Origin of the sequence: Shewanella sp. DNRA4 (genome assembly GCF_012843185.1) — a bacterium.
In the GTDB taxonomy this organism is placed as follows: Bacteria; Pseudomonadota; Gammaproteobacteria; order Enterobacterales; family Shewanellaceae; genus Shewanella; species Shewanella xiamenensis.
Genome location: NZ_JABAIP010000009.1, coordinates 97,070 through 121,486, shown reverse-complemented (window position 1 = coordinate 121,486; position 24,417 = coordinate 97,070). Strand labels below are relative to the sequence as shown.

Here is a 24,417-nt window from a genome sequence, read left to right as displayed (position 1 = left end):
CCAAACAAAAACATCGGCCTAGGCCGATGTTTTTCATATCGATTAAAGAATTCACCCAAGCGAGTTAGGCTTCTTTAAAGGTGCTCCAAATTGGCGCGTGATCTGAGGGTTTATCGATGCCGCGCAGATCGTAATCGACGTCGGATTCGACTAAACGTGCGGCCAGTGACGGCGTAGCTAAGATCACATCGATGCGTAGGCCACGGTTATCATCGAAGCCTTTGCTGCGGTAATCGAACCATGAATAACGCTCGCTGCGGTCGGGGTGTAGTTGACGGAAGGTGTCCACTAATCCCCAATCTTGCAGGGTTTTCAGCCATTCACGCTCTTCGGGTTGGAAGCTGCATTTACCGGTTTTTAGCCAACGTTTGCGGTTGACTTCACCAATGCCGATATCCAAATCGATGGGTGAAATATTGATATCTCCAATGATGGCGATATCTTCATCGTTGTTATGATTAGCGTGCAAATGCGCCATTAAGTCCTGATAAAACTTACGCTTAGCAGGGTATTTTGTCGGATGGTCGATACTTTCGCCCTGAGGGAAATAACCATTCAACACAGTTAGCGGGCGGCCATTTGCCTGAGCAAAGGTGCCGATAATCATGCGGCGCTGCGCATCTTCTTCATCGGTTGCAAAACCCTTTTGCACCTTAAGTGGGGCGGTTTTGGAGAGCATGGCTACGCCATAGTGCGCCTTGCCACCGTGGTAATGCACGTGATAGCCCATGGCCTCGACTTCGGCGAGCGGGAAGGCTTCATCGTGCACTTTGGTTTCTTGCAGGCCGATAATGTCGGGCTGATGGCTGTCGATTAACGCTTGCAATTGATGCAGGCGAGAACGCAATCCATTGATATTGAAAGAAACGATTTTCATTAAGGGAGAACTCGTTTAAAGGGTTTTACCAGAACGCTTTGATATACGCCCGCCGCGAAGTAAGGATCGGCATCTGCCCAGGCTTGAGCCGTGGCTAACGAATCGAAATCCGCAACCACTAATGAGCCGCTAAAACCCGCATCGCCTGGGTTTTCGCTATCGATAGCGGGGTGTGGACCCGCAACAAGTAAGCGACCTTCATCGGCCAGTTCCTGTAAGCGTGCTAAATGCGCAGGGCGCGCCGCTAAACGTTTTTCTAAGCTGTTCTCAACATCTTGAGCTGAAATCATATACCACATTATTTGAGTTCCTTGCGTTGATCTTCGGGAAGATGTTTGTAAAGGTAAAAGACGGTGATAACGGTATTAATCAGGGTTAAGGCGGTGAGGCCAAACACTTTAAAGTTCACCCAAGTTTCTAATGGCAGTCTAAAGGCGACATAGATATTAACTAGGCCACAGATGGCAAAAAAGCTTACCCAGTACCAAGTTACGTGTGCCCAAATCTTATCGGCCACCTTCATCTCTTTACCCAACATGGACTTTAAAATCGACTTGTTGAGTAGCTGGCTCACACCAAGGGCTAGGGCAAATAAAGCATAAATAATAGTGACTTTCCACTTGATAAAGGCATCGTCATGGAACACTAAGGTGAGGGTGCCAAACACTGTCACCATAGCGAAGGTAATAAGGTGCATCTTCTCCAATTTTTTGTACAGTGCATAGGTCACGACTAATTGCAGTGCGGTGGCTGCGATTAAGGCGCCACTGGCGATATAAATATCGAAAAATTTATAGACGGCAAAAAAGATAATGAGGGGCAGAAAATCAAGCAGTTGTTTCATAAATAATCGTGTTAAGAAGACGTGGGCTTGAGTGTAGCACGGGGGGCTAGAGGTAAAAAGCCGTGAAAGGTGACCGATTGCTAACTGTTGCATGAAAGCGGCGCGATCGGCTGTTGCAATCCATGTTGCCCTTATAAGTTGCCTGACCGATAAGGCTAAGCTTGCGCGGCACGTTTGGCTTGGGCGCGCGTGGCTAATGGGCAATCGCCGCAGCGATGACTGTTGGTGAGTTGATACCTTAAGCAGCATACGCGGCGAATATTGTCAGCGTGAGCAGCTGAGGCGGGCAGCAGATTAATGCTGTTGTAGAGTGGATTCGCCTCGCCATCTTCAAAGGCTTTTGTGTTAAATAGAAGTTCCTTAAGGTGTTCAAATTCAATATTTGGCAATGCCATTTCGCCTAAATACCAGTGAATAAGATAGCCTAAATGGCTCCAATACAGCTTGGCGGGTGTTGGGCTTAAACCGGTTAATCGCTCAACACTAGGGACTAGATGGCGTTGAATCCACTGAATAATTTGTCGTTCGCGGTGGGGCGTTAAGACCGTGGTTTTAACTATGGCAGCTTTTACTATGGCGGTTTTCACCTGAGGAGTGGGGGCTAAGGTTAGTTGAAACTCAAAACCTGCGACTCTGCCCGAATCGTGGGGCCTAAGATAAAAATGCTCAGGCGCTATATCAATTTGCTCAATCTGCTCAAGGGGGCTGGAGAGCGAGTGCGGCGCATTAATAATCCACTCCAGCATGGGTGGCACTAATAGACCGAAATACCACTGCCCCCAGAGCGAGTGCAGGGCTTTGGAATTATGGCTATGGCTGAGCAAAATCTGCTCGGGAATATTTTCTAATGGGATGGGTGATGTGGTTTTTGCCAAAGGTGGATAGGCCTTGGCAAAGTCCAGTAATAGCTGCTGATAAACGGCTGGCTGACTCCAAGTATCAAAACTGAGCCCTTGGGGCTTAGTGGTTGCCACAAAATGCTGGGCATAAAAAGGGGCGCGCTGCGCTAGGTACTGATTAAACTCCTGAGCTACTTGAGTTAAATCCATTTGACTCTTTGTTAAATCCATTTGGTTATTTGTTAAACCGAGTTCTGTTTGTTTGGTGCTCGCAGTGTTTAAACTTTGCGAGCATTTGCTATGGCAGTGCTTGGTATGACTCGGTTTAGTCTTATTGGAAAGCTTGACTAAGGCAGGGGCTGATTCTCCTTGGCGCGCCATAATCACTCCTTTGGCTTGAATTGATTAAACTGCGGCGAGTCTACTCTCCGCAGTTTTCATTGATGAACAACTGGTTATTGACAGCCTGTTAGAAGCGATAATCCAAATTCACGCTCATGCTGCGTGGGGCGCCGTATTGGAACTGGCTATATTGCCCCACTTGGCTGTAGTAGGTTTTATCTAAGGCGTTGTGCACATTGGCGCTTAGCTTTAGCTGCTCGGTAAAGGCATAACTTGCCATTAAGCTTGCCAATGCATAGGAGTCTTGCTCAACCTCGACTCTGCCTAAGGGCGAGTTCACGGTTTGATAGACTCGGCTTTGCCAATTGACCCCAGCGCCAAGCTGCAACTTGTTCCAATCGCCGCTAAAGGTATAAGTGGTAAAGAGTTTTAGCTGCTGGCGAGGGGAAGTTGTGTTGATGCGATTGCCCTTAGGATCGTCGGTGCTGAATTGGGTGTAGCCGAAGTAGATATTCCAGTCATCGGTGATTTTGCCCGTGGATTCAAACTCAAAGCCTTGGGTTTTCGTGCCGTTAACCTCTCGATACACTGGAATAGTGGTGCCCGGCAACACATCACCAGTGCGTTCGCCAACATTATCTTGGCGAATTTCAAATACCGACAACGACATATCTAAGCTTTCATCCATCAAGCTGGCCTTAATACCCGCCTCGTAGTTTTTGCCTTTGACGGGGTCGATGTAACTGGCATCGATGCGCTGCAAGGTTTGCGGCGCAAAAATATCCGTATAACTGGCGTAAAGGGAGTATTGCTCGCCCAGAGCGTAGGTCAGGCCAAAATAGGTGGTGAGCTCATTGTCGACCTTAAAATCATACTTGCTGCCAAAGTTATCTTGGTCGGTTTGCCACTGGTTCAGGCGCAGCCCCGCAAGCAATGCCAAGGCATCGGTCAGATTGAGCTGCGTGGCTACATAGGCGGCGCTTTGTTCGGTTTCACCAAATGAGCCCGTGGTGTGAGTCTCCTTCCACTGAGGTTTTGGATACTGGAAGTTAGGATCGCGAAAATCACCCAAGGGCGGCACGGCGGCCGTAGGATAATAGTAAGGGTTGGCAAACTCTTGGCGCTGACCCGTCCAACCAAAGGTGAGCTGGTGCTCTTGGCCAAACAGGGCAAACATTCCCTGCGCCCGTAAGTCGAGGTTATGTTGGGTACGACTACCATCGACATAGGCGATTGAGCCTGCAGTTGCGCCTATGTTTGTTACCGGATCGGGATAGCCTGTAGCCCAGAGTACATCGTATTTCAGCGAGTTATCGCCGTAACTGTAGGTGCCTTTTAGTTCCCAACCGTTATCAAAACGATGTTCAAGGCTGGCGAAGGTATTAAGCCCTTGGGTATGCGCCGAGGCCCAATCGGGGGCCGTGGAGGTAGCGCGATCGTAATTTGTACGGCTGCCATCACTGTGGAACAGCGGCAGACCGCCGGACATAGTGCCTTCGGGCGTGGTGTCTTGATAATCCACGCCTAAGGTAAGCAGTGTGCTGGCGGTAATATCGGTTTCAACAATGCCATAGAGGGTGGTGCGTTGTTGCTCATATCTGTCTTGGAAGGATTCCTTATCTTGATAGGCGGCGACAACACGGCCACGAATGCTACCACTGTCATTTAAGCCGCTGGATAAATCGACCATGCCGCGCAGATTGTTCCATGAGCCGACACTCACTGAGGTGCTGCCCATAAATTCTTGGGTCGGGCGTTTACGAATAAGGTTAATCGCGGCCGAGGGATTACCCGCACCCGTCATTAACCCTGTGGCGCCACGGACAATTTCCACCCGCTCGTAGATGGCGGTATCGATAAGGTTATCGCCGTAGTTAAAACGAGTGTCATAGGTGGTGGGCACGCCATCGTAAAGAATACTAGTGACCGCAATTCCGCGGGAGCTGATGCTGTATCTGTCGTTGTCCATCGGCCGAGCATTGATGCCGGCCACGCTGGTCATGGCTTCAATCACGCTGTTTAACTGCTGATCTTGCATCATTTGGCGAGTCACAGAGGTGACGGATTGCGGCGTCTCTAAATAAGACAAATCTAGGCCTGTTGCCGTGTTCATTGCTGGGGTTTTGTAGCGCTTATCGTGGAGGTCCTTAGCGCCAACGACATTAATGATTTCAATGTCTTTGGTGGATTTCTGGGTATCGCGAGTATCGGCAGAAGCATAGGGCATGCTGAGTATGGCAGAGCAGAGGATAAGCTCTGGGCGTTTGATGACGAGTTGGCAGTGCGCCGCGAGTTGGTTGAGGGGGAAGGTTTTCATAATAATGATCTTAAATTCCATTTTGGCTGTTTGATTGACTAGGTTGTTTTTGGGCACAGATGAGTGCCCAGAGTGGGCGTGGGCCCACTCAAGGTTAAAAATCTTTAGGGTTTGGGTTTAAACTTCTGATTTCCAAAGGCATGGCTTTGCCTAAAGGCGGCTAGCGGATTATCAATCCCGCCCGCAAATCGCAGATTTTTCTCCCTGTCGGCTAGGTCAATCATCTGCTGGTTGTTATTAAGCTGAATGCGATTCAGGCAAGTGCGCACGAAGCTGTCTTTAAAGAGATCGTATTGTGCAAATTTGTCCGCCAACTGCGGATGCTGCGCTTGATAGTCGCGTACATTGTCTGCCACAAGCTCCCAAAACAGCGCTTCGCTGACCTCGGTTTGCTTATCCAGAATTGGCGCTAAATAACGGAAAATACAGTCGAAAATATCGAGCAAGATATAGTTGAGCTTCATCTCTTCCTCAAGCTCGACCGCAAGGCGCTGCACTTCTTGCGGCAGTGGCTCGCTGCCGTTCAGTACCGCGACTTCTTCTCCGATATCCTTCATCAATATTTTGACTGGGATACCGGCATCGAGCACTAAAATCAGGTTCTCGCCATGGGGCATAAACACCAGATCGTAGGCAAAGAAAGCGTGCAGTAGCGGCGATAAGTAGAGGTTGAGATAGCGCTTGACCCACTCCTTGGCGCTTAAGCCTGAGTGCGCGATTAAGGCGGCAAGCAGGGCTTGCTCCTGATGATCGACGTGCAATAGCGCCGCCATGGTCATCAGGGTTTGCTGCGGCTCAATATGCGGCAACGGACTCTCGCGCCACAGCGCCGACAGCATTTTCTTATAGGCGCTATCTTGGGTGAGTGCCTCTTCGTAATATCTGTGGTGATAACCGATTGCGGCGATTTCTTTTAGGATCACAAAACCTTGCTCGGCAAAATAGCTATCGCTTTCGATAAGCTTGGCCACCCAAGCGTTGATCTGCGGGGTGCAGCTCATATACAGCGGCGAAAGCCCGCGCATAAAGCCCATGTTTAGGATAGAAAGCGCGGTTTTGACGTAGCATTTTTGCGGCGCAGTTAAGTTAAAGAAGGTGCGGATCGATTGTTGAACTTGATAGCAATCTTGGCTTTCGCCGAGGTAAATAATGTCGCCACGGGCGATTTCGCCAGCAAAAGTGCGGGCAATTTTTTCGCGCCACTGCCAAGGATGAACGGGCATAAAATAAAAGCTATCGGCCGCTTGCCCCTTTGCGCTTAAGTGTAGTTGAAACGCGGTGAACTGTTCGCCAAGTTCCTGTTTTAATAAGCTATCATGGTCTAGCCATTCGAGGGCGGAGAAGGTGGTTTTGTCCTTACGCACTGCAATCCACACTAGCTGAAGCGCGCTGGCACTCTCGGGGGCAAATTGGTCGTAGTCCTGCATATCAAAACCAATGCGGCCATTATTGGCGATAAATACTGGGTGCCCCTCGGTCATGCCCGCCTCAATGGTTTGATAGTCTGCCTTAGCGAGTGTTGCGGCGGGGATGGCTTGATGGGCCAACTTATAGGCCTTGCTGTAGAGGGTGCTGGTGATTTCCTCAAGGTAAGTGGGCAACAGGGTTTCACTTATGCCTAAGGCATCTTTCAGTTTGATAATCAAACTCATGGCATCGAGTGGCTTGTCTTGGCCCGCGCTGCTGACCCGAATCGAACCGGTTTCTATCTCAAGGTGGTCGAGCTGATAATGGCGCGCACTGAAGTAATAGGTGCAGTCCTTGAGCCTCAGCTCATAGTGATTGATGCCTGCCGCTTGGCGGTAAATTTGTGGGGTGATGATCTTCTCATGGGTAAATTCGCAGAGGATTTTCTTCACCAAATGGCGATTGGCCGCCTGCCAATGTTGGGGCGTTAAATGGGCGGGCACATGGGCGTAAGAGGATAAAGCCTCGATATTCGGCAACTCGGATTGGGCGAATGGTTTGAGTAATAAGGTGTTAGTGGCTAAGTTCATCGGTTCACCTACAAAGTGATAAGGTTAAAAGTGACTGGGTAACAGGACGATTTTCACTCGGCAATTGGGGGGCAGCTTGAGTTGCCGTCTGGCAGCTTTGGGCACTGCAAAAACCTAAAAATGCGGCTTTGGTACTGAGTTGGATGGCTTTTTGATAACGGATCCCAATTTGGCAATTTAAGCGGTGGATTTTGTGGTTTTGCTGATCTGGCTCGACTACCAGTCGCGTAAAAGCAAGGGTTTCAAGAACTAGTTGGGCGATAGCCTCCATCACTTGGCGGGATAAGCCATGAACGGGTTTGCCTTCAATCGGCGCAAGGATTAAATGCATACCGCAATCGAGCGGCTTAACCTGATAGTGCTGGCCAATTTCGTCATGGGAGGGATCGTAGAGTTCCACCATAAACAGCGGTTTGGTTTGCCATTCACCGATCAGCGAGAACTTGTGCTCGCTTGGCGCCATCGCTTGAGCAAGTGCATCAAGACTCATCCCCTGCATGCCCCAAAACTTGGCATAGTCTTGGTTAAGCCATGATTGCAGCATGGCAATGTCTTGCTCAAGGTTCAGTGGTTTAAGCACAAACTCATTGATTACAATCTGTTTTGAGAGCAAATCTAAACAGCGTTGGCTCCATTGGCTGGCCATTACAGTGCCTCCTTATTCGGTGCCATTAAGGCCGATGCACTGCCACCAGAAGGGCTTATCCGTAGCACGGTTTGTGGCTCATTACTGGGTTGTTGCGTGGGCTTGGCTGACGGATTTGACTCCTGACAAGGCTTAGAAGATGCAACCGCTGAGTGAGTGTTGCTTTCGACGGGTTGGTTTTTCGCGTCGTTGATGTTGTTGGGGTCAAAGGTTTGGAAGGCGATCCGCGTTTCAATCGGATAGGGGGCGTAACCTAAAACCGCTTGCAGAATGATGGCATTGCGATAGCAGCCCATACCCAAATCGGGTGAGCTAATGCCATGAGTATGTAGGCCCGCATTTTGGATAAAAATATCGCCTCTGACATCGATGCCATAGTCACGCTGGATGGCGAGTTGGCCACGATCATCAAATTCGATTTGTGATTTAATTCCTTGAATAAAATCAGGTAAATGATATTGATAGCCAGTGCCTAAGACGACGGCACCTGTCAGTTGCTCGAAGGCATATTCTTGCTCGAGGTGGTTGAACTTGAGTGTCAGCTTGTCGCCCGAGGTATCGATTGCTGTCAGTGCCACGTTAGTCAGCAGCTGGCATTGGATATCGCTGACTAAACGCTTTTGGTAAAGCAGGTCATAAATATCGTTGATTAGCTCGGCATTGATCCCCTTGTAGAGGGACTTTTGCTCTGCGATTAAGCGATGGCGTTTTTCCGGCGACAGTTCGTGGAAATAATCCACATAATCTGGCGAGGTCATCTCTAGGGTGAGTTTGGTGTATTCCAGCGGATAAAAGCGTGGCGAGCGGGTCATCCAATTTAGTTGATAACCATATATTTCAATATCTTGTAGAAGGTCATAAAAGATTTCCGCAGCACTTTGGCCACTGCCAATCACTGTGATAGCATTTTGGCTTTGCAAGTAGGCTTTTTGCCGCATATAGCTGGCGCTGTGCATCACACGCGGGTCTTGAATTGGGCAATTATCGGGTAGATAGGGAGTTGTGCCTGTACCTAATACCAGTTTGCGGCAGAGATAAGTGTGGGGTTTACCACTGCGTCTATCTACTCCCGTAACATGGTAGATGCCTTCACCGGCGTTGTAATCTAATTGTGTGACCTTAAAACTGAATCTCAGATTGGATAGTTGTGTGCTAACCCATTGGCAATATTGGTTATATTCATGCCTTGGGAGAAAGAAGTTTTCACGGATATAAAAGGAATAGAGTCGGCCTGTTTGTTTGGCAAAGTTAAGATAACTAAAACGACTTGTCGGATCGGCCATAGTGACCAAATCGGACATAAAAGGTGTTTGTAATCGAGAGGAGTTGATCAGCATACCCGGGTGCCAATCAAACTCGGTTTTAGCATCTAAAAATAAACAGCTGAAGTTATTAAGAGGTTCACACAGAGCCGCCAGTCCTAGATTAAATGGGCCTATGCCAATGCCGAGTAGATCGTAAATCGTACGATCAGTTTCCTTTTTTGGGGTAGTCACTTACGCCTCCTTGAATTCCTATTAAAACGGTTGCAGCCACCATCGACTGATGGATGAGTAGATGAGTGGACCTCTCTACTGTTGCTTTATGAATCATTCTTTTGTGCTGCCGAACAGGAGCTTTACCGCTTGTTTTGCTATTACTTGCTCAGTGCAACGAGGAATAAATTAGCATCATAAAAATTACAAATGCAAATCATTCTCATTTGCCACTTGTCGGATGAGTCGTACTTTTGACTGTTAAATAAAAGGCTGAAATACGGTTTGTCGGTGAGTTGATCAATGGGGAAGAAGGAAGGTCTAAGAGGTGTCTAAATGTATTATCAAAAATAATATTTATTTAAAAACAGTTAATTAAGTTGTTTTTTGGTTGGTGAGATTTTGCACTAATTGTTTTTAGTGGCTTTTTAGGAGGCAACGAAAGTATGAATAACTGCTGAGTGTAAATCGACTGTAAATCCGAATTAGTTCGTCAATTAACACTGCTAGTCAGCTATAAAAGAGTGGATAAGCAAACGTAAAAGCCATCTTAAAAATGGCTTTTTGTGGAGTCAAAAGCAGAGGGAGAAGCAAAGGCCTAAGGTAATTGCACAAAAGCGGCGGTAAGTTTACGCACTAGGGGCAATACCATCAGCAGAGTCGGGAATGCCACCACCCAAGAGATAAACCATGCGCTCAACCAGAGCTCAACAAATTGTGCTGATGCGCCGACACCATTAAAAGTACTGATCCCAGAAACGATGCAACTCATTAAAATAGAAAGAAAAAATGGCATCACAACTGTGGCGTATTTTGCGGGTAACTTTGGTGTACCAAAAATAGTGCGGCTTTTATTTGTTGGTACAGAGTGTAAGCTGGACATGGAAACCTCAACAGGGTGTGACTTAGGCGAAAGAGCTTGCTGATTAGTGCTTAAGATTTACATGTATTTATGTAAACCCAAAGCGCAATCCGTTCGCCATTTTAGGAGCAAAACACGGCAAAAGCTATGGTGATACAGACCGATACTGGTCGTTTTGCGTTGGGTGAATAATCAGAACTAATCGTTTTATCGCCTAGGCTTGCCAATTGGTTGCCCATAATTCCCCGGTAACGTTGACCCAGTGACCGCGAGAAATTGGTGAGGTACCGAGTTCATTATCAAAGGGTAGGGTGAAACTTGATTGCAGTAAATACACAGTATCATCAGGCGTTTGGGTGATTTCAACAATTTGTCCCGAGGCCTCAAAGTGACAATTATGTTTGGGGAATTGCAGACTTTGGCGATGTTCAATAATGTCGGTTTGCAAATTTGCCTTGGCTAAACGGCCAAACAGTTCAACCGTCACCCATTGATTGACGGGGAAACGTTGCTTAGCTTGTTGATCATTGCCTTGATAGTAAAACCACACTGGAGCGCCATTATCCCATTGGGCGGCGACTTCACCTTGAAAACCACAGCCCCAGGGGGTGACGTCGAGAATATAGATCCGATACTGCATATAAAGTCCATTTACCATAACAAAAGCGTCGATATTATTTGCGCTATATTAACATTTATCTCGTAAACGCATGAGACACAGATCCTAATATAAGCCTTGGGTTTGACAGTTTTAAGATGCTGTTGATTCTGTGCTAGCCATGGTTGTTACTGCTATGGGGAATATATAAAAAAGGGCCAACTCTGCTGATTTGGCCCTAAATCGGGACGTTATTCAGATGAATAGATTAGGTTGCCGCTTTCATCGCGCGGGTAAAATCGCCTAATGCTGCAAGTAGTTTCACTTCATCCTGTTGATAGGTTTCGATAATTTTCACCACGGCCGAGCCAGAAATTGCACCCGCGGCGCCTGCTTGAATGGCGGCGCTCACTTGAGCAGGCTCTGCAATCCCAAAGCCTAATAGCGGTGGCGGCGCATTAAATGCTTGCAGCTTAGCTAAAATTTCTTCAACGGGCGTACCTGCCTTAGTGTCTGTACCTGTTACGCCAGCGCGGGACAATAGATAGGTATAGCCTTCACCACTTTGGCTGACCTTCGCAAGGGTGTCACTGTCGGCATTGGGCGGCGCAATAAAAATTGGCGCAATGCCATGGGCTTTGGCCGCTTGAATAAATGGTGCGGCTTCTTCAACTGGCACATCGGCAATTAACACTGAATCCACGCCCGCTTGCTGCGCTTTGGCATAAAAAGCATCTATGCCATTGGCGAATACGAGGTTCGCATACAGCAATAACCCAATTGGAAGTTCAGGGTATTTAGCGCGGATCTTGGCCAGCAATTCAAAGCAGGCTGTTGGTGTTGTACCCGCGGCTAAGGCTCTGAGATTTGCGCCTTGGATCACGGGGCCATCGGCGAGCGGATCAGAGAAGGGAAAGCCTAACTCCAGCGCATCGGCACCGTTTTGCACTAAGGTGTCGATAATTTTCAGTGACAGCTCAGGACTAGGATCACCCAAAGTAACAAAGGGCACAAAGGCGCCGCGGCCTTCGGCTTTTAAACGGCTAAAAGCGGCGTGATAACGGCCAGCTTGATGAGGGATAGTTTGGTTTGAAATGCTGCTCATCTTAGTTATTCCTCTTTACCGTTTAAAATGTCTGACACAGTGAAAATATCCTTATCGCCTCGGCCTGAGAGGTTGACAACCAAAATGGTCTCTTTGGTGCACTCTTTCGCCAGACGCATTGCATAGGCTAGGGCGTGGGCCGATTCGAGCGCCGGAATAATCCCTTCGCTGCGAGCCAGTAATTGGAAGGCTTCTAGGGCTTCATCATCGGTGGCCGATTCATAGCGGGCACGGCCGATGGCGTTCAAATGGGCATGCTGTGGGCCGACCGAGGGAAAGTCTAATCCTGCTGAAATCGAGTAAGACTCTTCGATTTGGCCTTCGTTGTCCTGCATCAATGGGGCTTTCATACCAAAGAAAATCCCGGTTTTACCATGTTTTAGCGGCGCGCCGTGCATATGGGTATCAATACCTTTACCCGCAGGCTCGACGCCAATCAGCTCAACATTGGCTTCATCAATAAAGTCGGCAAACATCCCGATAGCATTGGAGCCGCCGCCGACACAGGCGATGACCGCATCGGGCAGGCGACCTTCGCGCTCAAGTATTTGTTTTTTGGTTTCTTCACCAATAATACGTTGGAATTCACGCACTATGGTCGGGAACGGATGTGGTCCAGCAGCTGTGCCGAGCAGATAGTGGGCTTTTTCGTAGCTACCAGACCAGTCGCGCATCGCCTCGTTACAGGCGTCTTTTAAGGTGGCAGAACCAGAGGTTACAGGGATAACCTCGGCGCCCATCAGCCGCATTCTAAATACGTTAGGTGATTGGCGGGCAACGTCTTTCGCGCCCATATACACTTTGCATTTTAATCCCAGCAGTGCACAGGCAAGGGCGGTGGCAACACCGTGTTGGCCTGCACCCGTTTCGGCAATGATTTCTTTTTTACCCATACGCTTAGCCAGTAACGCTTGGCCTAATACCTGGTTGGTTTTATGGGCGCCGCCGTGGAGTAAATCTTCCCGCTTGAGGTAGATTTTAACCATGGGATTGGGGCTTAAATTACGGGTTAAGGTGAGCGCCGTGGGGCGACCCGCGTAGTTTTTCAGTAAGTCGGTAAACTCGGCTTGGAAGGACTCATCGGTTTGTGCGTCGACAAAAGCACTCTCAAGTTGCTTGAGGGCGGGGACTAAAATCTGCGGTACATACATACCACCATATTCGCCGAAATAAGGGTTAAGCTTTAACTGTGACATACCTTGTTCCTTATCCTATTCATTTGTTTCAATGGCGGTTTAGGTTAACGCCATCGAGTTTCAATTCTTGCTAGCCTGTGCTTTGCACAGGTTTTTATAAAAGTGGGTCTAGAGTCGTAATTGACTAAATGCCGCTTGGATTTTCTCTGCCGACTTAATGCCGGGGGCCGTTTCGAGGCCAGAGTTAAAATCTAAACCGTAAAATCCTTGGGCATTGGCTCGGGCAGCATTGTCAGCATTGAGGCCGCCCGCAAGCATGGCCTCGGCTTTATGGGCAATGGGGAGTTGCCAATCAAAGGCTTGCCCAGTACCACCAAAACCTGCGTCATTCTTGCTATCGAAGAGATAACGCTGTACCCCTCTTGGCATAGCAGCAAGTTCGCCGCTTTGAGCATCGACACTGACCGCCTTCCAGATTTGGGTGCTCAGTCCGGCCTGTTGCAGTAATTGGCTTAGCTCGGCAATTTCCAGCTCAGTTTCGCTGCCGTGCAGTTGCAGCGTGGCTAAGCCACATTCTTGGGCGATACTCGCCATGAACTCAGGCGTGCTATTAACAAACACCCCGACAAACTCAATGGCGGGCAAGTTAGCGGCGCGGTATTGCTGTACTAATTGTTTGGCGGCATCTTTAGTGAGCGCGCGTGGCGATTTTTCAGCAAAAATCAGCCCAGCATACACGGCGCCAGCAGTGGCCGCCGCTTGAATATCTTCAAGGCGGGTGAGACCGCAGACTTTATTGTGACCGAAGATCAATTTACGGCAGGCTAAATCAATGTCTTCTTCGGCCATAATCGAGCTCCCGACCAAGAAGCCATCGACCAATGGACTTAAGCGGCGCACTTGATCGTTAGTGTAAATGCCCGATTCGCTGATCACCACGCGATCGCTGCCAATGTGTGGCGCAAGGGCTTCTGTGGTGGCTAAATCGGTACTTAAATCCCGCAAATTACGGTTATTAATACCAATAATCGGTGCATTTAAGGCGATGGCGCGCTCAAGTTCTTCCTCATTACTGACTTCGGTCAGCACATCGAGTTGATACTTGGCCGCCTCGTTGGCAAGTTGTTGATATCGCTCATCATCGAGCACTGAAAGCATCAACAGAATCGCATCGGCGCCCTGATGAGCCGCCAATTTGATTTGATACTCATCAACAAAAAAGTCTTTACACAGAATCGGTTGGCTCACTTTGGCCCGCACTTTCGGGATATAGTCCATGTCCCCTTGGAAAAATTGCTCATCGGTTAATACCGAAATCCCAGCAGCATATTGGGTATAAATAGAAGCGATGGCTTCGACATCAAAGTCTTTACGGATTAAGCCTTTGGATGGACTGGCCTTTTTGCACTCTAAAATATAACCCGCCTTCGGGGCTTTTAAGGCGGCAAATAAACTACGATCCGAAATCTTGGGGGTTAAGCTGTCTTCAGGAAAGCGCAACTTAAGGGCGGCGATATGGGCGGCCTTTGTATCGACGATACGGGTTAAAACGTTGGCTTTTGCGGTGCTGGTTTGCATGCTACCCCTTACATCCTGCGATGCTTGATTATCTTCCGAGCGATGCGCCTCGGGTTGTTGAACCTGTGCCATGGTCATTATTCCTGTGCTTCGCTGCTGACTTTAGCGAGTTGATTCAGTAATTCAAAGGCTTTGCCACTTTTTATGGTATTGAGCGCAAGGGCGGTGCCGACTTTGACTGAGTCCGATAGGCCACACAGATATAAGGCACAACCGGCATTGATGGCAACCGCATGGGTGTGGGCATCGCTGCCTTGCCCTTGCAAAATTGATTGAGTGATTTTGGCGTTTTGCGCAGGTTCGCCTCCTTCAAGCTCACTAATGTGGGCCTGCGGCACACCAAAATCCGCCGGCGTTAATTGATATTCAATAATCTCACCGTCTTTGAGTTCGGCGACCTGTGTGCTGCCATGGAGCGCCACTTCATCTAAACCACTGCCGTGTACCACCATGGCTCTTTGCGTGCCGAGGGCTTGCAGTACGCGTGCAATGGGTGTCACCAGCTCTGGGCTATACACCCCAAGCAGCATAAATTCTGGGTGCGCTGGGTTAATCAATGGCCCTAACACATTGAATAAAGTGCGAGTTTTCAACGCTTGGCGCACAGGTACTGCATGTTTGACACCGCCATGGTAGTGGGGCGCAAACAGGAAACACAGATTGAGTGATTCGAGGCAGCGGCTCGCCTGCTCGGGTGACATGGTTAAATCGATGCCAAATTGGGCGAGTAAATCTGAAGAGCCCGATTTGCTCGAGACGGAACGATTACCGTGTTTTGCAACCTTGGCGCCAGCGGCTGCGGCGACAAAGGCAGCTGTGGTGGAAATATTGATGGTATTAAAACCATCGCCACCGGTGCCGACGATATCGATAATCCCTTGGTTACGGCTTGAGGCTGGGTAGGGAAATGGCTTAGCGGCGGCGCGCATCGCATCGGCGGCGCCGCTGATTTCGGCAATGGTTTCACCGCGAATTTTAAGCGCCATTAACATGCCCGCCATCACGGCTTCATTCATTTCACCTTGGATAAGGGTGCTAAAGAGGCTGGCGGTTTGCTCGCGCGTTAATGCCTTACCCTGAAACAAGATATCGAGCAGGGGCTGAATCGATGTTGCGCTCATTATTGGGCTCCTGCGGTATTGTGGGCGATGTCTTGAGTCAAAAAGCGTAGGGTTTGGGTTAACAAGGTGCTGCCCAAGGTCGTTAAGATGGATTCTGGATGAAACTGAAAACCGACCGCCCTGTGCTCGGCATGCAAAATCGCCATAGGCATATCTTCTGTGGTGGCAATAACATCAAGACAATCAGGTACTTTTGTGGCTACTAAGCTGTGGTAGCGGGCGACAGGTAAGGGCGAAGGTAAGTTAGCAAACACGCCTTCACCATTATGGAAGGTGGGACTGGCTTTGCCGTGCACCACAAAAGGCGCGCGCTCCACTTTGCCACCGTAATATTCCACCATGGCTTGATGACCCAGGCAGATCCCCAGCATAGGCACTTTGCCCGCGACTTTGTCTATTAGCGCCATCATAGAGCCCGCTTCATGGGGCGCACCTGGGCCTGGCGATAAGACTAAGGCGCTAGGCTCGGTTTCCGCCAACACCTTGTCGGCAATATAGTCGGCGGCAACATCGTTACGGTAGATCACCACTTCACAGCCAAGGCTTCTAAATTGGTCGACTAAGTTGTAGGTGAAGGAGTCAAAGTTATCGAGTAAATAGAGTTTCATCTTAGGCTCCTTATCTTGGTTGTTCAGTCGTAGTGGTCGCAGTTGCTTGATGGCTTTCATCCAAGCCTGCGCCCATTTTGATGGCTGAAATCACTGCCTGCGCCTTTTGGCGGGTTTCATCGGCTTCACTTTGAGGATCTGAGTCAAATACCACGCCAGCTCCTGCTTGGATATGAGCAACACCGTCTTTCACAAAGGCGGAGCGGATAACGATACAGGTGTCCATATCCCCAAGGGCGTTGAGGTAACCTACGGCGCCGCCATAGCTGCCTCGGCGGGTCTTTTCCGCCTGACGCACCAATTGCGAGGCGCGCACTTTCGGGGCGCCAACCAGGGTGCCCATATTCATACAGGCTTGGTAGGCGTGGAGCGCATCTAAGTCTTGGCGTAATTGGCCAGTAACGCGGCTGACTAAGTGCATTACGTGGGAATAACGGTCGACTTTAAGTAACTCGGCTACTTTACGACTGCCACTTTGGCTGATTCGAGCGATATCATTACGGGCTAAATCAACCAACATTAAGTGCTCGGAGAGCTCTTTTTTATCTAAGCGCAATTCGAGTTCGATACGGCTATCGAGGTCGAAATCAATCTCGTCGCTGGCGGTTTTGCCGCGCTTACGGGTACCTGCAATCGGGTAGACTTCGACCTGATTATTGCTGGCTTCATATTTCAGCGCGCTCTCGGGTGAGGCGCCAAAAAGGGTGAAGTCATGGCCCCTGAAATAAAACATATAGGGGCTGGGGTTGGTTAATCGCAGCGCGCGGTAAGCCCCTAAGGTATTTGGGCAGGGCAGGCTAAAACTGCGTGAGGGCACCACTTGGAAGATATCGCCCGCAATAATGTGTTCTTTTAAATCGATAACGGTTTGTTTAAAGGCCTCATCACTGATATTGACTTGCTCAGTCGCTGTTATCCCAACCAGCGCGGGCGCAGGTTCTATATCATTGGCTAAGGTTTGGCAGTCAGCGCTAATGTGGCTAGCTCGTTTGGCTAAGGCTTGGGTCACCTCAACCTGTTTTGCAGAACCTTCACTAAAATTGTGGGTGATGATTTCGGCTTGTTTTTGTTTGTGATCAATAAGAATTAAGGTTTCGGCAAGATAAAATAAATAATCAGGGCAATCATTTGCACCATTTGGGGCTTCTGGCAGTGGCTCCACTGTATCAATCAAATCGTAGGAAAGTACGCCACCTAAAAATAAGTCTTCGAATGCCGGCGTCTGACCACAGTCGATATGTTTAACAAACAAGCGTAAACCATCAAGTGGCGAGGTGGACTTTAAGCGGGCATCTTCGTCCTTAAGCTCAGTGTCTTTTTGTAGCGTGACCACTAGGTTGTGGCCATCGCGTTGGCATTGAGTTTGGCTTGAGCGAGCACTAAAAAATTGCTCGATGGGGGCAAGTAAACTGGCACCATTGTCGCTCAGTGCGCTAAAGCGTAAACAATACCCGTCGCAGCGGATCATCAGCGCCGCATGGGTCATCACCATGCTCTTAAGATTTTCCTTGCTGTTTATTTCTGCTGATTCCAACAACATGGTATGGGGCGCATCTTGAGTGATGTGTTGGTACAAACGCAGCGGATCGCTATGGTATGCCAAGGTGGCCTTGATCGTATGTGAACGTGCAAATGTCTGCGGAGGTGAGGGGAAATTCCCTCCGTCGGCTTGGGTAACCTGATTAAATGTCTTTAGGGTCATGCTGTTATCTCGCTTTTATCCGTTTACCGCGTTGCAGACATTTTTCGCACCAACAAAAAAGCCCGCATTTCTGCGGGCTTTTGTTGATTCTGTTACTTTCAAATGAGCACAGAGCTTCACACCACCCGCTACGTTGGGAAGTGCCACCACCAAATGATGTTGAAAGAAGCGTTAGTATGGGTCATTCAAAAGGGTCTCAATAATTCGTTAGTTGAGCTATAGAAAACATGAGCCTGAGGCGAAAGTCAATTGAATATTTTTCAAAATGATGGATTCATGTGGCTAACTCACTGTGTCAAATGCGGTTCCTGCTGGATAAAGTGTGAGATAAATGCACATTTCATCTTAAATTAACGTACAATAACGGCATGAATACTCAAAGCATCTTGGCTGACTTGCACAGCCACACGACCGCATCTGACGGTCATCTCACGCCGTCCGAGCTGGTCGCCAGAGCCCTTGAAAAGGGCGTGCAGTTATTTGCGATAACGGATCACGATACGGTTGCAGGCTTAAGTGAAGCCCGCGCCTTCAATCAAGCGCAGACCGAACCGTTAAAGCTGATTTCTGGGGTTGAGATTTCAACCCGCTGGAATAGTTACGATATTCACATTGTGGCGCTCAACTTCGATGAAACCCATACAGAGTTATTAACGTTTTTAGAAAACCAGCGTGAGTTACGTGAGCTTCGCGCCGAAGAAATCGGCCATCGATTGGCTAAAGCCGGGATCGAAGGCGCCTATGAGGGCGCTAAAAAACTCGCCGCAGGCGCCGCCTTAAGCCGTGGTCACTATGCTCGTTGGCTTGCCGATCACGGTTATGCGGTGGATATGCCCAGTGTATTTAAGCGTTACTTAGCCCGTGGTAAGACGGGTTATGTGCCCAATAATTGGGGCGATATGGCCAGCGCAATTAAGGTGATCCACAACGCGGGCGGGCTCGCGGTATTGGCCCATCCTAGTGGTTATAAGCTGTCTGCCAAGTGGTTAAAGCGTTTAGTGCGAGAATTTAAAGAAGCTGGTGGGGATGCCATGGAAGTGGTGCTCGGCCAGCAAACGGTGGATGATAGGGCCAATTTAGTGGCGCTGAGTGTCCAAAATCAGTTGCTTGCATCGATAGGAAGTGATTTTCACTTTCCAAGCAATTGGATTGAATTAGGTAAAAATCTCTACCAGCCTCAAGGTATTGATTGGGTCTGGCAGTCGGGATCTTGGGTGGAACGACCATGAGTCAATTTTTTTATGTACACGAAGTAAATCCACAGACACGTTTGATTAGTCAAGCCGTGGCTGTGCTGAAGTCCGGCGGCGTAATTGTGTATCCAACCGATTCGGGTTATGCCCTCGGTTGCATGATCGGTGAGAAAGACGCAATGACGCGCATTACTCGCATTCGTCAAATCGAGCATGATCATAATTTCTCGTTAATGTGCCGCGACTTATCTGAATTAGCGACCTACGCCAAGGTGGATAATCAGGCCTATCGCATCCTAAAAAGTTGCACGCCAGGGCCGTACACTTTCATTTTTAAGGCGAGTAAGGAAGTCCCCCGTCGTCTGCAAAATGACAAGAAAAAGACCATTGGTATCCGCGTGCCAGACAATGTGATTGCCTTAGCACTGCTCGAGGCGTTAGATGCGCCGTTGATGTCGACCAGTTTGGTGATGCCAAACGCAGAATTTGCCGAGTCGGACCCTGAACATATTCGCGACCTGTTAGAGCATCAAGTGGATGTGATTATTCATGGTGGTTATTTAGGTGAAAAGCCAACCACTGTCATCGATATGTCGGAAGATGGGTTCGAAGTCCTGCGTGAAGGCGCTGGGGATGTGACTCCGTTTCTGTAAAATCAGGTTTGTCTCAGCGATAGTGTGTGGCAGCGTATGTTAGCCCGATAAAACCGTCATTTGGCAGTTTTATCGCCATTAAATTACGGGTATAATCGCGCGTTTGCGAAGAAGCGAGTCAACTCGATTTAATGAGACTGATACTGTTTGCTTGGGAATGGCGGTTTCAAGGTGATTGTTTTACATGGGGATAGCGGATGCAGGGCACGCAACAAAGTTTACCCTTAGCCGTTGTTCGTGGTCAGGCGATGACCGAAATGCCGCAGGATTTGTTTATTCCACCTGAGGCGTTGGAAGTGTTCTTGGAGTCCTTTGAAGGGCCGCTAGACTTACTTTTGTATCTGATCCGTAAGCAAAAATTAGATGTTGTCGATTTACCCATTTCTCAGATCACCGCGCAATATTTAGAATATATCGCGATGCTCACTCAGGCGCGTATTGAACTGGCCTCGGATTATTTGGTCATGGCGGCTACACTGGCCGAGATTAAATCCCGTCTGCTGCTGCCGCGTATGGTGGCGGAAGATGAGGTGGAAGAAGATCCACGGGCCCAGTTGATCCGTCAATTGAAGGCCTATGAGGTAATCAAGGAAGCCTCGCAAAAAATTGATGATTTACCTCGGCTTGAACGCGATGTGTTTCAAGCAATCGCGGCACCTTCACCGAATATCAAACCTTTGGTGATTCCGCCTGATGTATCGTTATTTGAAATCGCCCGCGCCTTTGGCGAGGTGCTTAAACGTATCGATGCCAATGAAGATCATCATGTTAAGCGTGAACAGTTATCGACCCGCGAGCGCATGAGCCAAATTTTAGCCATGCTTAATAGCGAGACGTTTACGCCCTTTGAGCGTTTATTCAGTGTCGAAGAAGGCCGCGCCGGTGTGGTGGTGACCTTTTTAGCGCTAATGGAATTGGTCAAAGAATTATTAGTGGAATTGTACCAAACAGAGCCGTTTTCAACTATTTATGTAAAGGCCTATTAATTGATGCAGATAAATCCAATTCAATTAAAACAGCTTATTGAAGCGAGTCTGTTTGTATTGGGGAAACCCTTGTCGGTGAAAATGTTGAAAGAAACCGTATTGGCGGATTTCAGTGTTTCCAGAGACAAAATCAAAGCCGCATTGGACGAGTTGCAACAGGATTATCAGGAACGGGGTGTTCAACTTGTGAAAGTGGCTGGAGGTTATCGCTTCCAGACCTTGGAAGTCCTGAGTCCGTTTTTGCAACCCCTGTGGCAGGAAAAAGCACCTAAGTATTCGCGGGCAACATTAGAGACTCTGGCGGTGATCGCCTATCGTCAACCTGTGACCCGTGGCGATATTGAGCAGGTGCGTGGTGTGGCCATTAGTAGCCACATCATCAAAAGTTTGTCAGATAGACATTGGATTAAAGTCGTTGGCCATAAAGAAGTCCCGGGGCGACCCGCACTCTACGCCACGACCTTAGAATTTTTAGCCTATTTTGGCTTAGATACCCTCGCGGATTTACCCGCGCTTACGGATACTGAGTCATTGCAGGCGGTATTTTCGGGTTTGAAAGTAACGCCTGAACAGTCAGAAGAGCAAGATACTAATGAGTGAAAAATTGCAGAAAGTCTTGGCCCGTGCAGGCCATGGCTCCCGTCGTGAGATGGAGGCATGGATTGCTGCAGGCCGAGTTAGTATTGATGGCGTGATTGCCAATCTTGGCGATCGTATCGAAGCTGATGCAAAAGTACGTATCGATGGTCGAGCCATATCGCTCAAGTCTGCCGATGATGTGATTTGCCGCGTGCTGGCCTATCACAAACCCGAAGGTGAGATTTGTAGCCGTAAAGACCCTGAAGGTCGTCCAACTGTGTTTGATCGCTTGCCTAAAGTGCGTGATTCGCGCTGGGTTGCGGTAGGCCGTCTGGATATCAACACTTCAGGCCTATTGCTGTTTACCTCTGATGGTGAACTGGCAAACCGTTTGATGCACCCGTCTAACGAAGTTGAACGCGAATACGCGGTTCGTACCTTTGGTGAAGTACCAGAGGCTGCGGTACAACGTCTGCGTACCGGCGTGATGTTAGAAGACGGTATGGCGCAGTTTGATGCCATTAAAGCCGCGGGTGGTGAGGGTATGAACCAATGGTGGCACGTGTGTTTACGTGAAGGCCGTAACCGTGAAGTGCGCCGTTTATGGGAATCCCAAGAGGTGCAAGTTAGCCGTCTTATCCGTGTGCGCTATGGTATGGTGGAATTACCTAAATCCTTACCCCGTGGTGGTTGGATTGAATTGCCAATTGAGCAAGTTAACTACCTGCGCCAATTAGCGGGTCTTGAACCTGAAACTCGTACTATGCTGGCCGCAGATAAACACAGCGTGGCCCGTGCGCAGGTGAAGAGTGCCAAAATTCGCCGCGCGGTGCGTAAGCATAAAGTCACCTCAACGGGTAAACCGAAGCCAACGCGTCAACGTAGCTAATCGGTTTATGTTACCCAGTTAAAAGGCCGCTTGCGGCCTTTTTTGCTTTCTGTAGCCTATGGTTATGCTATAACAAGCCTGAAGATGACGAGGAGATGAACCATGGAATTAATATCGGTCAAGCGAATTTGGGAGCAAGGTGAGCATAATGCTTTTACCGATCTGGTGTTATACCAAGGGGCGTTATTTTGTGTATTTCGAGAAGGCTCTGCTCACGTATCTCCTGATGGCGCTTTACGTATTCTTTGCTCCTATGATGCCGGGGAAAATTGGCAAAGTGTGGCGCTGCTGACTTCGGCTCATGCTGATTTACGGGATGGCAAATTAATTGAATTTCGAGGTGAGTTGTTGCTATTGGGTGGTGGTACTTTGCACAATAAATCAGGTTTACAATCCTATCTTTGGCGCTCAAAGGATGGCGTAAATTGGTCCGAGCCGCAGGCGGTAGCTGATAAAGGTTACTGGTTATGGCGTTTAACTGAGTATCAAGATGCACTCTATGGTGTGGGATATCGGGCGGGGCCTGATGGAGACACTCGCCTGTATAAAAGTAATGATGGTACCGAATTTACGCCTTGGATGCCTGTTTTTAACGACCAAGGTTATGTAAATGAAAGTTCGCTGGTATTTCACCAAGGGAGTTGTTTTTGTTTATTAAGGCGCGATCCCGTGTGGAGTGACGAGTTTTTAGGTTTACTGGGTCACAGCTTGCCACCTTTCAAGCAATGGACTTGGCAAACACTCGATAAACGCATTGGTGGGCCAGTGCTGTTTGTCTATCAATCCCGTTTGATGGCGGTTGTACGTCTTTATGAAGGGAACATTCGCACTGCACTTATTGAAATAAATCAAGAGACGGGCGCTATTCATGAGAGGCTCACGTTACCTTCGCAGGGCGATACTAGTTATGCTGGCATTGTTCTGAAAGGTGATCATCTTTGGGTGAGCTATTATTCTAGTCACGAGCAGGTATCGGTTCCCGATAATATTCAAGTCCAAAGTGATAACTTGCAAGAGAAGTCTAAAACAATGATTTACTTTGCTAAAATTAGACTCAGCGACTGAGTAAAAGTAAAGGGAACCATTCGGTTCCCTTTACTTTTATACCACAGCGTTTAGTGAGCCTTACTTACTGGGCATTGAATTGCTGACCGTTAATATCGCTAGAGTCCTGTCCCATTAAATACAAGTAAGTCGGCATGATTTCTTCGGCCGTTTTTAAATCCAATGGATTTTCGGCAGGGTATGCTTTAGCACGCATTTCGGTGCGCGTTGCGCCTGGGTTAATGCTGTTCACGCGGACTGAAGTGCCATCACATTCGTGGGCGAGTACCTGCATCATGCCTTCGGTGGCAAATTTCGAGAAGGCATAGGGCCCCCAGTAGGCGCGGCCCTGACGACCAACACTGCTTGAGGTGAAAATAATCGAGGCACTTGGTGCTTGGCGTAGCACTGGCAGTAATGCCTTGGTTAGCATCACTTGTGCGGTGACATTGACTTTAAGTACATCTTCAAGAGAAGGAATATCGATGTGTTCAAACGGACCTAGGGCGCCGAGTAAACTGGCATTATGCAGTAAACCATCTAAATGGCCGAACTGTTCGCTGATCGTGTCGGCCATATCACGGTAGTTTTGTTCGGTCGCACCTTTTAAATCCAGTGGCACAATGGCTGGCATCGGATAACCCGCTTGCTCGATAACATCGTAAACGGCTTCGAGTTTTTTAACGGTTTTACCGAGTAAAATCACCGTGGCGCCATGCTTGGCAAATTCGATAGCTGCCGCTCGACCAATGCCTGCTCCTGCACCAGTGACTAAAATAGTTTTACCTTTAAGTAAATCTTTTGCTGCTTGATATTCCAACATGAGCCTTTTATTCCTCTTGGCGAAAATGCCCGCCACTTCTAGAGTCGCTGAACTGCTAAACGCATGTTTCAAACAAATGAATGAAACTTTGTTATAAATAGCTAAAATCTTTGTGACAAACTTGTGGCTAACTCAATATTTTTACGTTAACTTGAAATGAGTTAGGGGCTAACATAAGCCCTATTAGTCATAGCTTTTGCGCT

At 48.5% G+C, this 24,417-nt stretch carries 23 protein-coding genes and 1 other annotated feature; of the genes, 6 read left to right on the top strand and 17 right to left on the bottom strand.

Features of this window, described 5'->3' with window-relative positions:
- Positions 1-64 precede the first annotated feature (64 nt).
- The 16 genes from xthA to HG547_RS11360 all read right to left on the bottom strand — a co-directional run bounded on the left by xthA (position 65) and on the right by HG547_RS11360 (position 18,047).
- The gene (xthA, locus tag HG547_RS11435) at positions 65-877 is read right to left on the bottom strand and encodes an exodeoxyribonuclease III (RefSeq protein WP_169547889.1); all 813 of its coding nucleotides are present in this window, start codon (positions 875-877) and stop codon (positions 65-67) included.
- Positions 877-1,176, bottom strand: coding sequence for a YciI family protein (locus HG547_RS11430; protein WP_169547888.1), 300 nt, complete (start codon positions 1,174-1,176; stop codon positions 877-879). Before HG547_RS11430 ends, xthA begins: the two co-directional genes overlap by 1 nt.
- Entirely contained in the window at positions 1,176-1,721 is a 546-nt protein-coding gene (locus tag HG547_RS11425) for a septation protein A (RefSeq protein ID WP_011716559.1), read from the bottom strand. The genes HG547_RS11430 and HG547_RS11425 overlap by 1 nt, the downstream gene beginning before the upstream one ends.
- A 155-nt stretch (positions 1,722-1,876) precedes the next feature.
- Positions 1,877-2,941, bottom strand: a complete 1,065-nt coding sequence (gene fhuF, locus HG547_RS11420) for a siderophore-iron reductase FhuF (protein WP_169547887.1) — start codon at positions 2,939-2,941, stop codon at positions 1,877-1,879.
- A gap of 88 nt (positions 2,942-3,029) precedes the next feature.
- Complete coding sequence (locus HG547_RS11415; protein ID WP_169547886.1) at positions 3,030-5,240, bottom strand: TonB-dependent siderophore receptor; 2,211 nt, start codon at positions 5,238-5,240, stop codon at positions 3,030-3,032.
- A gap of 83 nt (positions 5,241-5,323) precedes the next feature.
- Positions 5,324-7,216: an IucA/IucC family siderophore biosynthesis protein gene (locus HG547_RS11410; RefSeq protein ID WP_169547885.1), complete on the bottom strand. Its 1,893-nt coding sequence runs from the start codon at positions 7,214-7,216 to the stop codon at positions 5,324-5,326.
- 4 nt (positions 7,217-7,220) lie between these two features.
- On the bottom strand, positions 7,221-7,862 hold the full coding sequence (locus tag HG547_RS11405) for a GNAT family N-acetyltransferase (RefSeq protein WP_122040728.1): 642 nt from the start codon (positions 7,860-7,862) through the stop codon (positions 7,221-7,223).
- Positions 7,862-9,358, bottom strand: a complete 1,497-nt coding sequence (locus HG547_RS11400; protein WP_169547884.1) for a lysine N(6)-hydroxylase/L-ornithine N(5)-oxygenase family protein — start codon at positions 9,356-9,358, stop codon at positions 7,862-7,864. Before HG547_RS11400 ends, HG547_RS11405 begins: the two co-directional genes overlap by 1 nt.
- Positions 9,359-9,935: 577 nt before the next feature.
- Positions 9,936-10,220 carry a DUF2798 domain-containing protein gene (locus HG547_RS11395; protein ID WP_037428620.1) on the bottom strand — a complete coding sequence of 95 codons (285 nt, stop codon included), beginning with the start codon at positions 10,218-10,220 and terminating at the stop codon, positions 9,936-9,938.
- Between the two features lie 193 nt (positions 10,221-10,413).
- The gene (locus HG547_RS11390) at positions 10,414-10,839 is read right to left on the bottom strand and encodes a hypothetical protein (protein WP_037420023.1); all 426 of its coding nucleotides are present in this window, start codon (positions 10,837-10,839) and stop codon (positions 10,414-10,416) included.
- Between the two features lie 226 nt (positions 10,840-11,065).
- Positions 11,066-11,902: a tryptophan synthase subunit alpha gene (gene trpA, locus HG547_RS11385; protein WP_055648772.1), complete on the bottom strand. Its 837-nt coding sequence runs from the start codon at positions 11,900-11,902 to the stop codon at positions 11,066-11,068.
- A 5-nt stretch (positions 11,903-11,907) separates the two neighbouring features.
- Positions 11,908-13,098 (bottom strand): tryptophan synthase subunit beta, encoded by a 1,191-nt coding sequence (trpB, locus tag HG547_RS11380; protein ID WP_037420018.1) that lies wholly within the window; start codon positions 13,096-13,098, stop codon positions 11,908-11,910.
- 108 nt (positions 13,099-13,206) lie between these two features.
- Positions 13,207-14,616, bottom strand: coding sequence for a bifunctional indole-3-glycerol-phosphate synthase TrpC/phosphoribosylanthranilate isomerase TrpF (trpCF, locus tag HG547_RS11375; RefSeq protein ID WP_226871934.1), 1,410 nt, complete (start codon positions 14,614-14,616; stop codon positions 13,207-13,209).
- A gap of 77 nt (positions 14,617-14,693) precedes the next feature.
- The gene (trpD, locus tag HG547_RS11370; protein WP_169547882.1) at positions 14,694-15,737 is read right to left on the bottom strand and encodes an anthranilate phosphoribosyltransferase; all 1,044 of its coding nucleotides are present in this window, start codon (positions 15,735-15,737) and stop codon (positions 14,694-14,696) included.
- Positions 15,737-16,345: an aminodeoxychorismate/anthranilate synthase component II gene (locus HG547_RS11365; protein ID WP_169547881.1), complete on the bottom strand. Its 609-nt coding sequence runs from the start codon at positions 16,343-16,345 to the stop codon at positions 15,737-15,739. Before HG547_RS11365 ends, trpD begins: the two co-directional genes overlap by 1 nt.
- A gap of 10 nt (positions 16,346-16,355) precedes the next feature.
- Entirely contained in the window at positions 16,356-18,047 is a 1,692-nt protein-coding gene (locus HG547_RS11360) for an anthranilate synthase component 1 (protein WP_169547880.1), read from the bottom strand.
- A 52-nt stretch (positions 18,048-18,099) separates the two neighbouring features.
- Positions 18,100-18,205: a sequence feature (Trp leader region), on the bottom strand.
- Positions 18,206-18,415: 210 nt separating this feature from the next.
- Here HG547_RS11360 and HG547_RS11355 point away from each other — a divergent pair.
- The 6 genes from HG547_RS11355 to HG547_RS11330 all read left to right on the top strand — a co-directional run bounded on the left by HG547_RS11355 (position 18,416) and on the right by HG547_RS11330 (position 23,412).
- Positions 18,416-19,276 carry a PHP domain-containing protein gene (locus HG547_RS11355; protein WP_144345103.1) on the top strand — a complete coding sequence of 287 codons (861 nt, stop codon included), beginning with the start codon at positions 18,416-18,418 and terminating at the stop codon, positions 19,274-19,276.
- On the top strand, positions 19,273-19,893 hold the full coding sequence (locus HG547_RS11350; protein WP_037420004.1) for an L-threonylcarbamoyladenylate synthase: 621 nt from the start codon (positions 19,273-19,275) through the stop codon (positions 19,891-19,893). Before HG547_RS11355 ends, HG547_RS11350 begins: the two co-directional genes overlap by 4 nt.
- 197 nt (positions 19,894-20,090) lie before the next feature.
- Complete coding sequence (locus HG547_RS11345; protein WP_037420001.1) at positions 20,091-20,879, top strand: ScpA family protein; 789 nt, start codon at positions 20,091-20,093, stop codon at positions 20,877-20,879.
- Positions 20,880-20,882: 3 nt separating this feature from the next.
- Complete coding sequence (gene scpB, locus HG547_RS11340) at positions 20,883-21,479, top strand: SMC-Scp complex subunit ScpB (protein ID WP_037419998.1); 597 nt, start codon at positions 20,883-20,885, stop codon at positions 21,477-21,479.
- The gene (gene rluB / locus HG547_RS11335; protein WP_037419997.1) at positions 21,472-22,347 is read left to right on the top strand and encodes a 23S rRNA pseudouridine(2605) synthase RluB; all 876 of its coding nucleotides are present in this window, start codon (positions 21,472-21,474) and stop codon (positions 22,345-22,347) included. The genes scpB and rluB overlap by 8 nt, the downstream gene beginning before the upstream one ends.
- Before the next feature lie 102 nt (positions 22,348-22,449).
- Positions 22,450-23,412, top strand: coding sequence for a hypothetical protein (locus HG547_RS11330; RefSeq protein WP_099458335.1), 963 nt, complete (start codon positions 22,450-22,452; stop codon positions 23,410-23,412).
- A gap of 64 nt (positions 23,413-23,476) precedes the next feature.
- On the opposite strand, the gene HG547_RS11325 is transcribed toward HG547_RS11330, so the two are convergent.
- Positions 23,477-24,214: a YciK family oxidoreductase gene (locus HG547_RS11325; protein ID WP_037419993.1), complete on the bottom strand. Its 738-nt coding sequence runs from the start codon at positions 24,212-24,214 to the stop codon at positions 23,477-23,479.
- Between the last annotated feature and the right edge of the window lie 203 nt (positions 24,215-24,417).

What these genes read in the sequence shown, in the direction of transcription:
- HG547_RS11325 (WP_037419993.1), bottom strand. Translation starts at nt 24,214, where the DNA reads ATGTTGGAATATCAAGCAGCAAAAGATTTACTTAAAGGTAAAACTATT.
- rluB (WP_037419997.1), top strand. Translation starts at nt 21,472, where the DNA reads ATGAGTGAAAAATTGCAGAAAGTCTTGGCCCGTGCAGGCCATGGCTCC.
- HG547_RS11345 (WP_037420001.1), top strand. Translation starts at nt 20,091, where the DNA reads ATGCAGGGCACGCAACAAAGTTTACCCTTAGCCGTTGTTCGTGGTCAG.
- trpD (WP_169547882.1), bottom strand. Translation starts at nt 15,737, where the DNA reads ATGAGCGCAACATCGATTCAGCCCCTGCTCGATATCTTGTTTCAGGGT.
- HG547_RS11395 (WP_037428620.1), bottom strand. Translation starts at nt 10,220, where the DNA reads ATGTCCAGCTTACACTCTGTACCAACAAATAAAAGCCGCACTATTTTT.
- fhuF (WP_169547887.1), bottom strand. Translation starts at nt 2,941, where the DNA reads ATGGCGCGCCAAGGAGAATCAGCCCCTGCCTTAGTCAAGCTTTCCAAT.
- trpA (WP_055648772.1), bottom strand. Translation starts at nt 11,902, where the DNA reads ATGAGCAGCATTTCAAACCAAACTATCCCTCATCAAGCTGGCCGTTAT.
- HG547_RS11410 (WP_169547885.1), bottom strand. Translation starts at nt 7,216, where the DNA reads ATGAACTTAGCCACTAACACCTTATTACTCAAACCATTCGCCCAATCC.
- trpB (WP_037420018.1), bottom strand. Translation starts at nt 13,098, where the DNA reads ATGTCACAGTTAAAGCTTAACCCTTATTTCGGCGAATATGGTGGTATG.
- HG547_RS11390 (WP_037420023.1), bottom strand. Translation starts at nt 10,839, where the DNA reads ATGCAGTATCGGATCTATATTCTCGACGTCACCCCCTGGGGCTGTGGT.
- HG547_RS11430 (WP_169547888.1), bottom strand. Translation starts at nt 1,176, where the DNA reads ATGTGGTATATGATTTCAGCTCAAGATGTTGAGAACAGCTTAGAAAAA.
- trpCF (WP_226871934.1), bottom strand. Translation starts at nt 14,616, where the DNA reads ATGCAAACCAGCACCGCAAAAGCCAACGTTTTAACCCGTATCGTCGAT.
- HG547_RS11330 (WP_099458335.1), top strand. Translation starts at nt 22,450, where the DNA reads ATGGAATTAATATCGGTCAAGCGAATTTGGGAGCAAGGTGAGCATAAT.
- scpB (WP_037419998.1), top strand. Translation starts at nt 20,883, where the DNA reads ATGCAGATAAATCCAATTCAATTAAAACAGCTTATTGAAGCGAGTCTG.
- HG547_RS11425 (WP_011716559.1), bottom strand. Translation starts at nt 1,721, where the DNA reads ATGAAACAACTGCTTGATTTTCTGCCCCTCATTATCTTTTTTGCCGTC.
- HG547_RS11415 (WP_169547886.1), bottom strand. Translation starts at nt 5,240, where the DNA reads ATGGAATTTAAGATCATTATTATGAAAACCTTCCCCCTCAACCAACTC.
- xthA (WP_169547889.1), bottom strand. Translation starts at nt 877, where the DNA reads ATGAAAATCGTTTCTTTCAATATCAATGGATTGCGTTCTCGCCTGCAT.
- HG547_RS11405 (WP_122040728.1), bottom strand. Translation starts at nt 7,862, where the DNA reads ATGGCCAGCCAATGGAGCCAACGCTGTTTAGATTTGCTCTCAAAACAG.
- HG547_RS11360 (WP_169547880.1), bottom strand. Translation starts at nt 18,047, where the DNA reads ATGACCCTAAAGACATTTAATCAGGTTACCCAAGCCGACGGAGGGAAT.
- HG547_RS11355 (WP_144345103.1), top strand. Translation starts at nt 18,416, where the DNA reads ATGAATACTCAAAGCATCTTGGCTGACTTGCACAGCCACACGACCGCA.
- HG547_RS11350 (WP_037420004.1), top strand. Translation starts at nt 19,273, where the DNA reads ATGAGTCAATTTTTTTATGTACACGAAGTAAATCCACAGACACGTTTG.
- HG547_RS11365 (WP_169547881.1), bottom strand. Translation starts at nt 16,345, where the DNA reads ATGAAACTCTATTTACTCGATAACTTTGACTCCTTCACCTACAACTTA.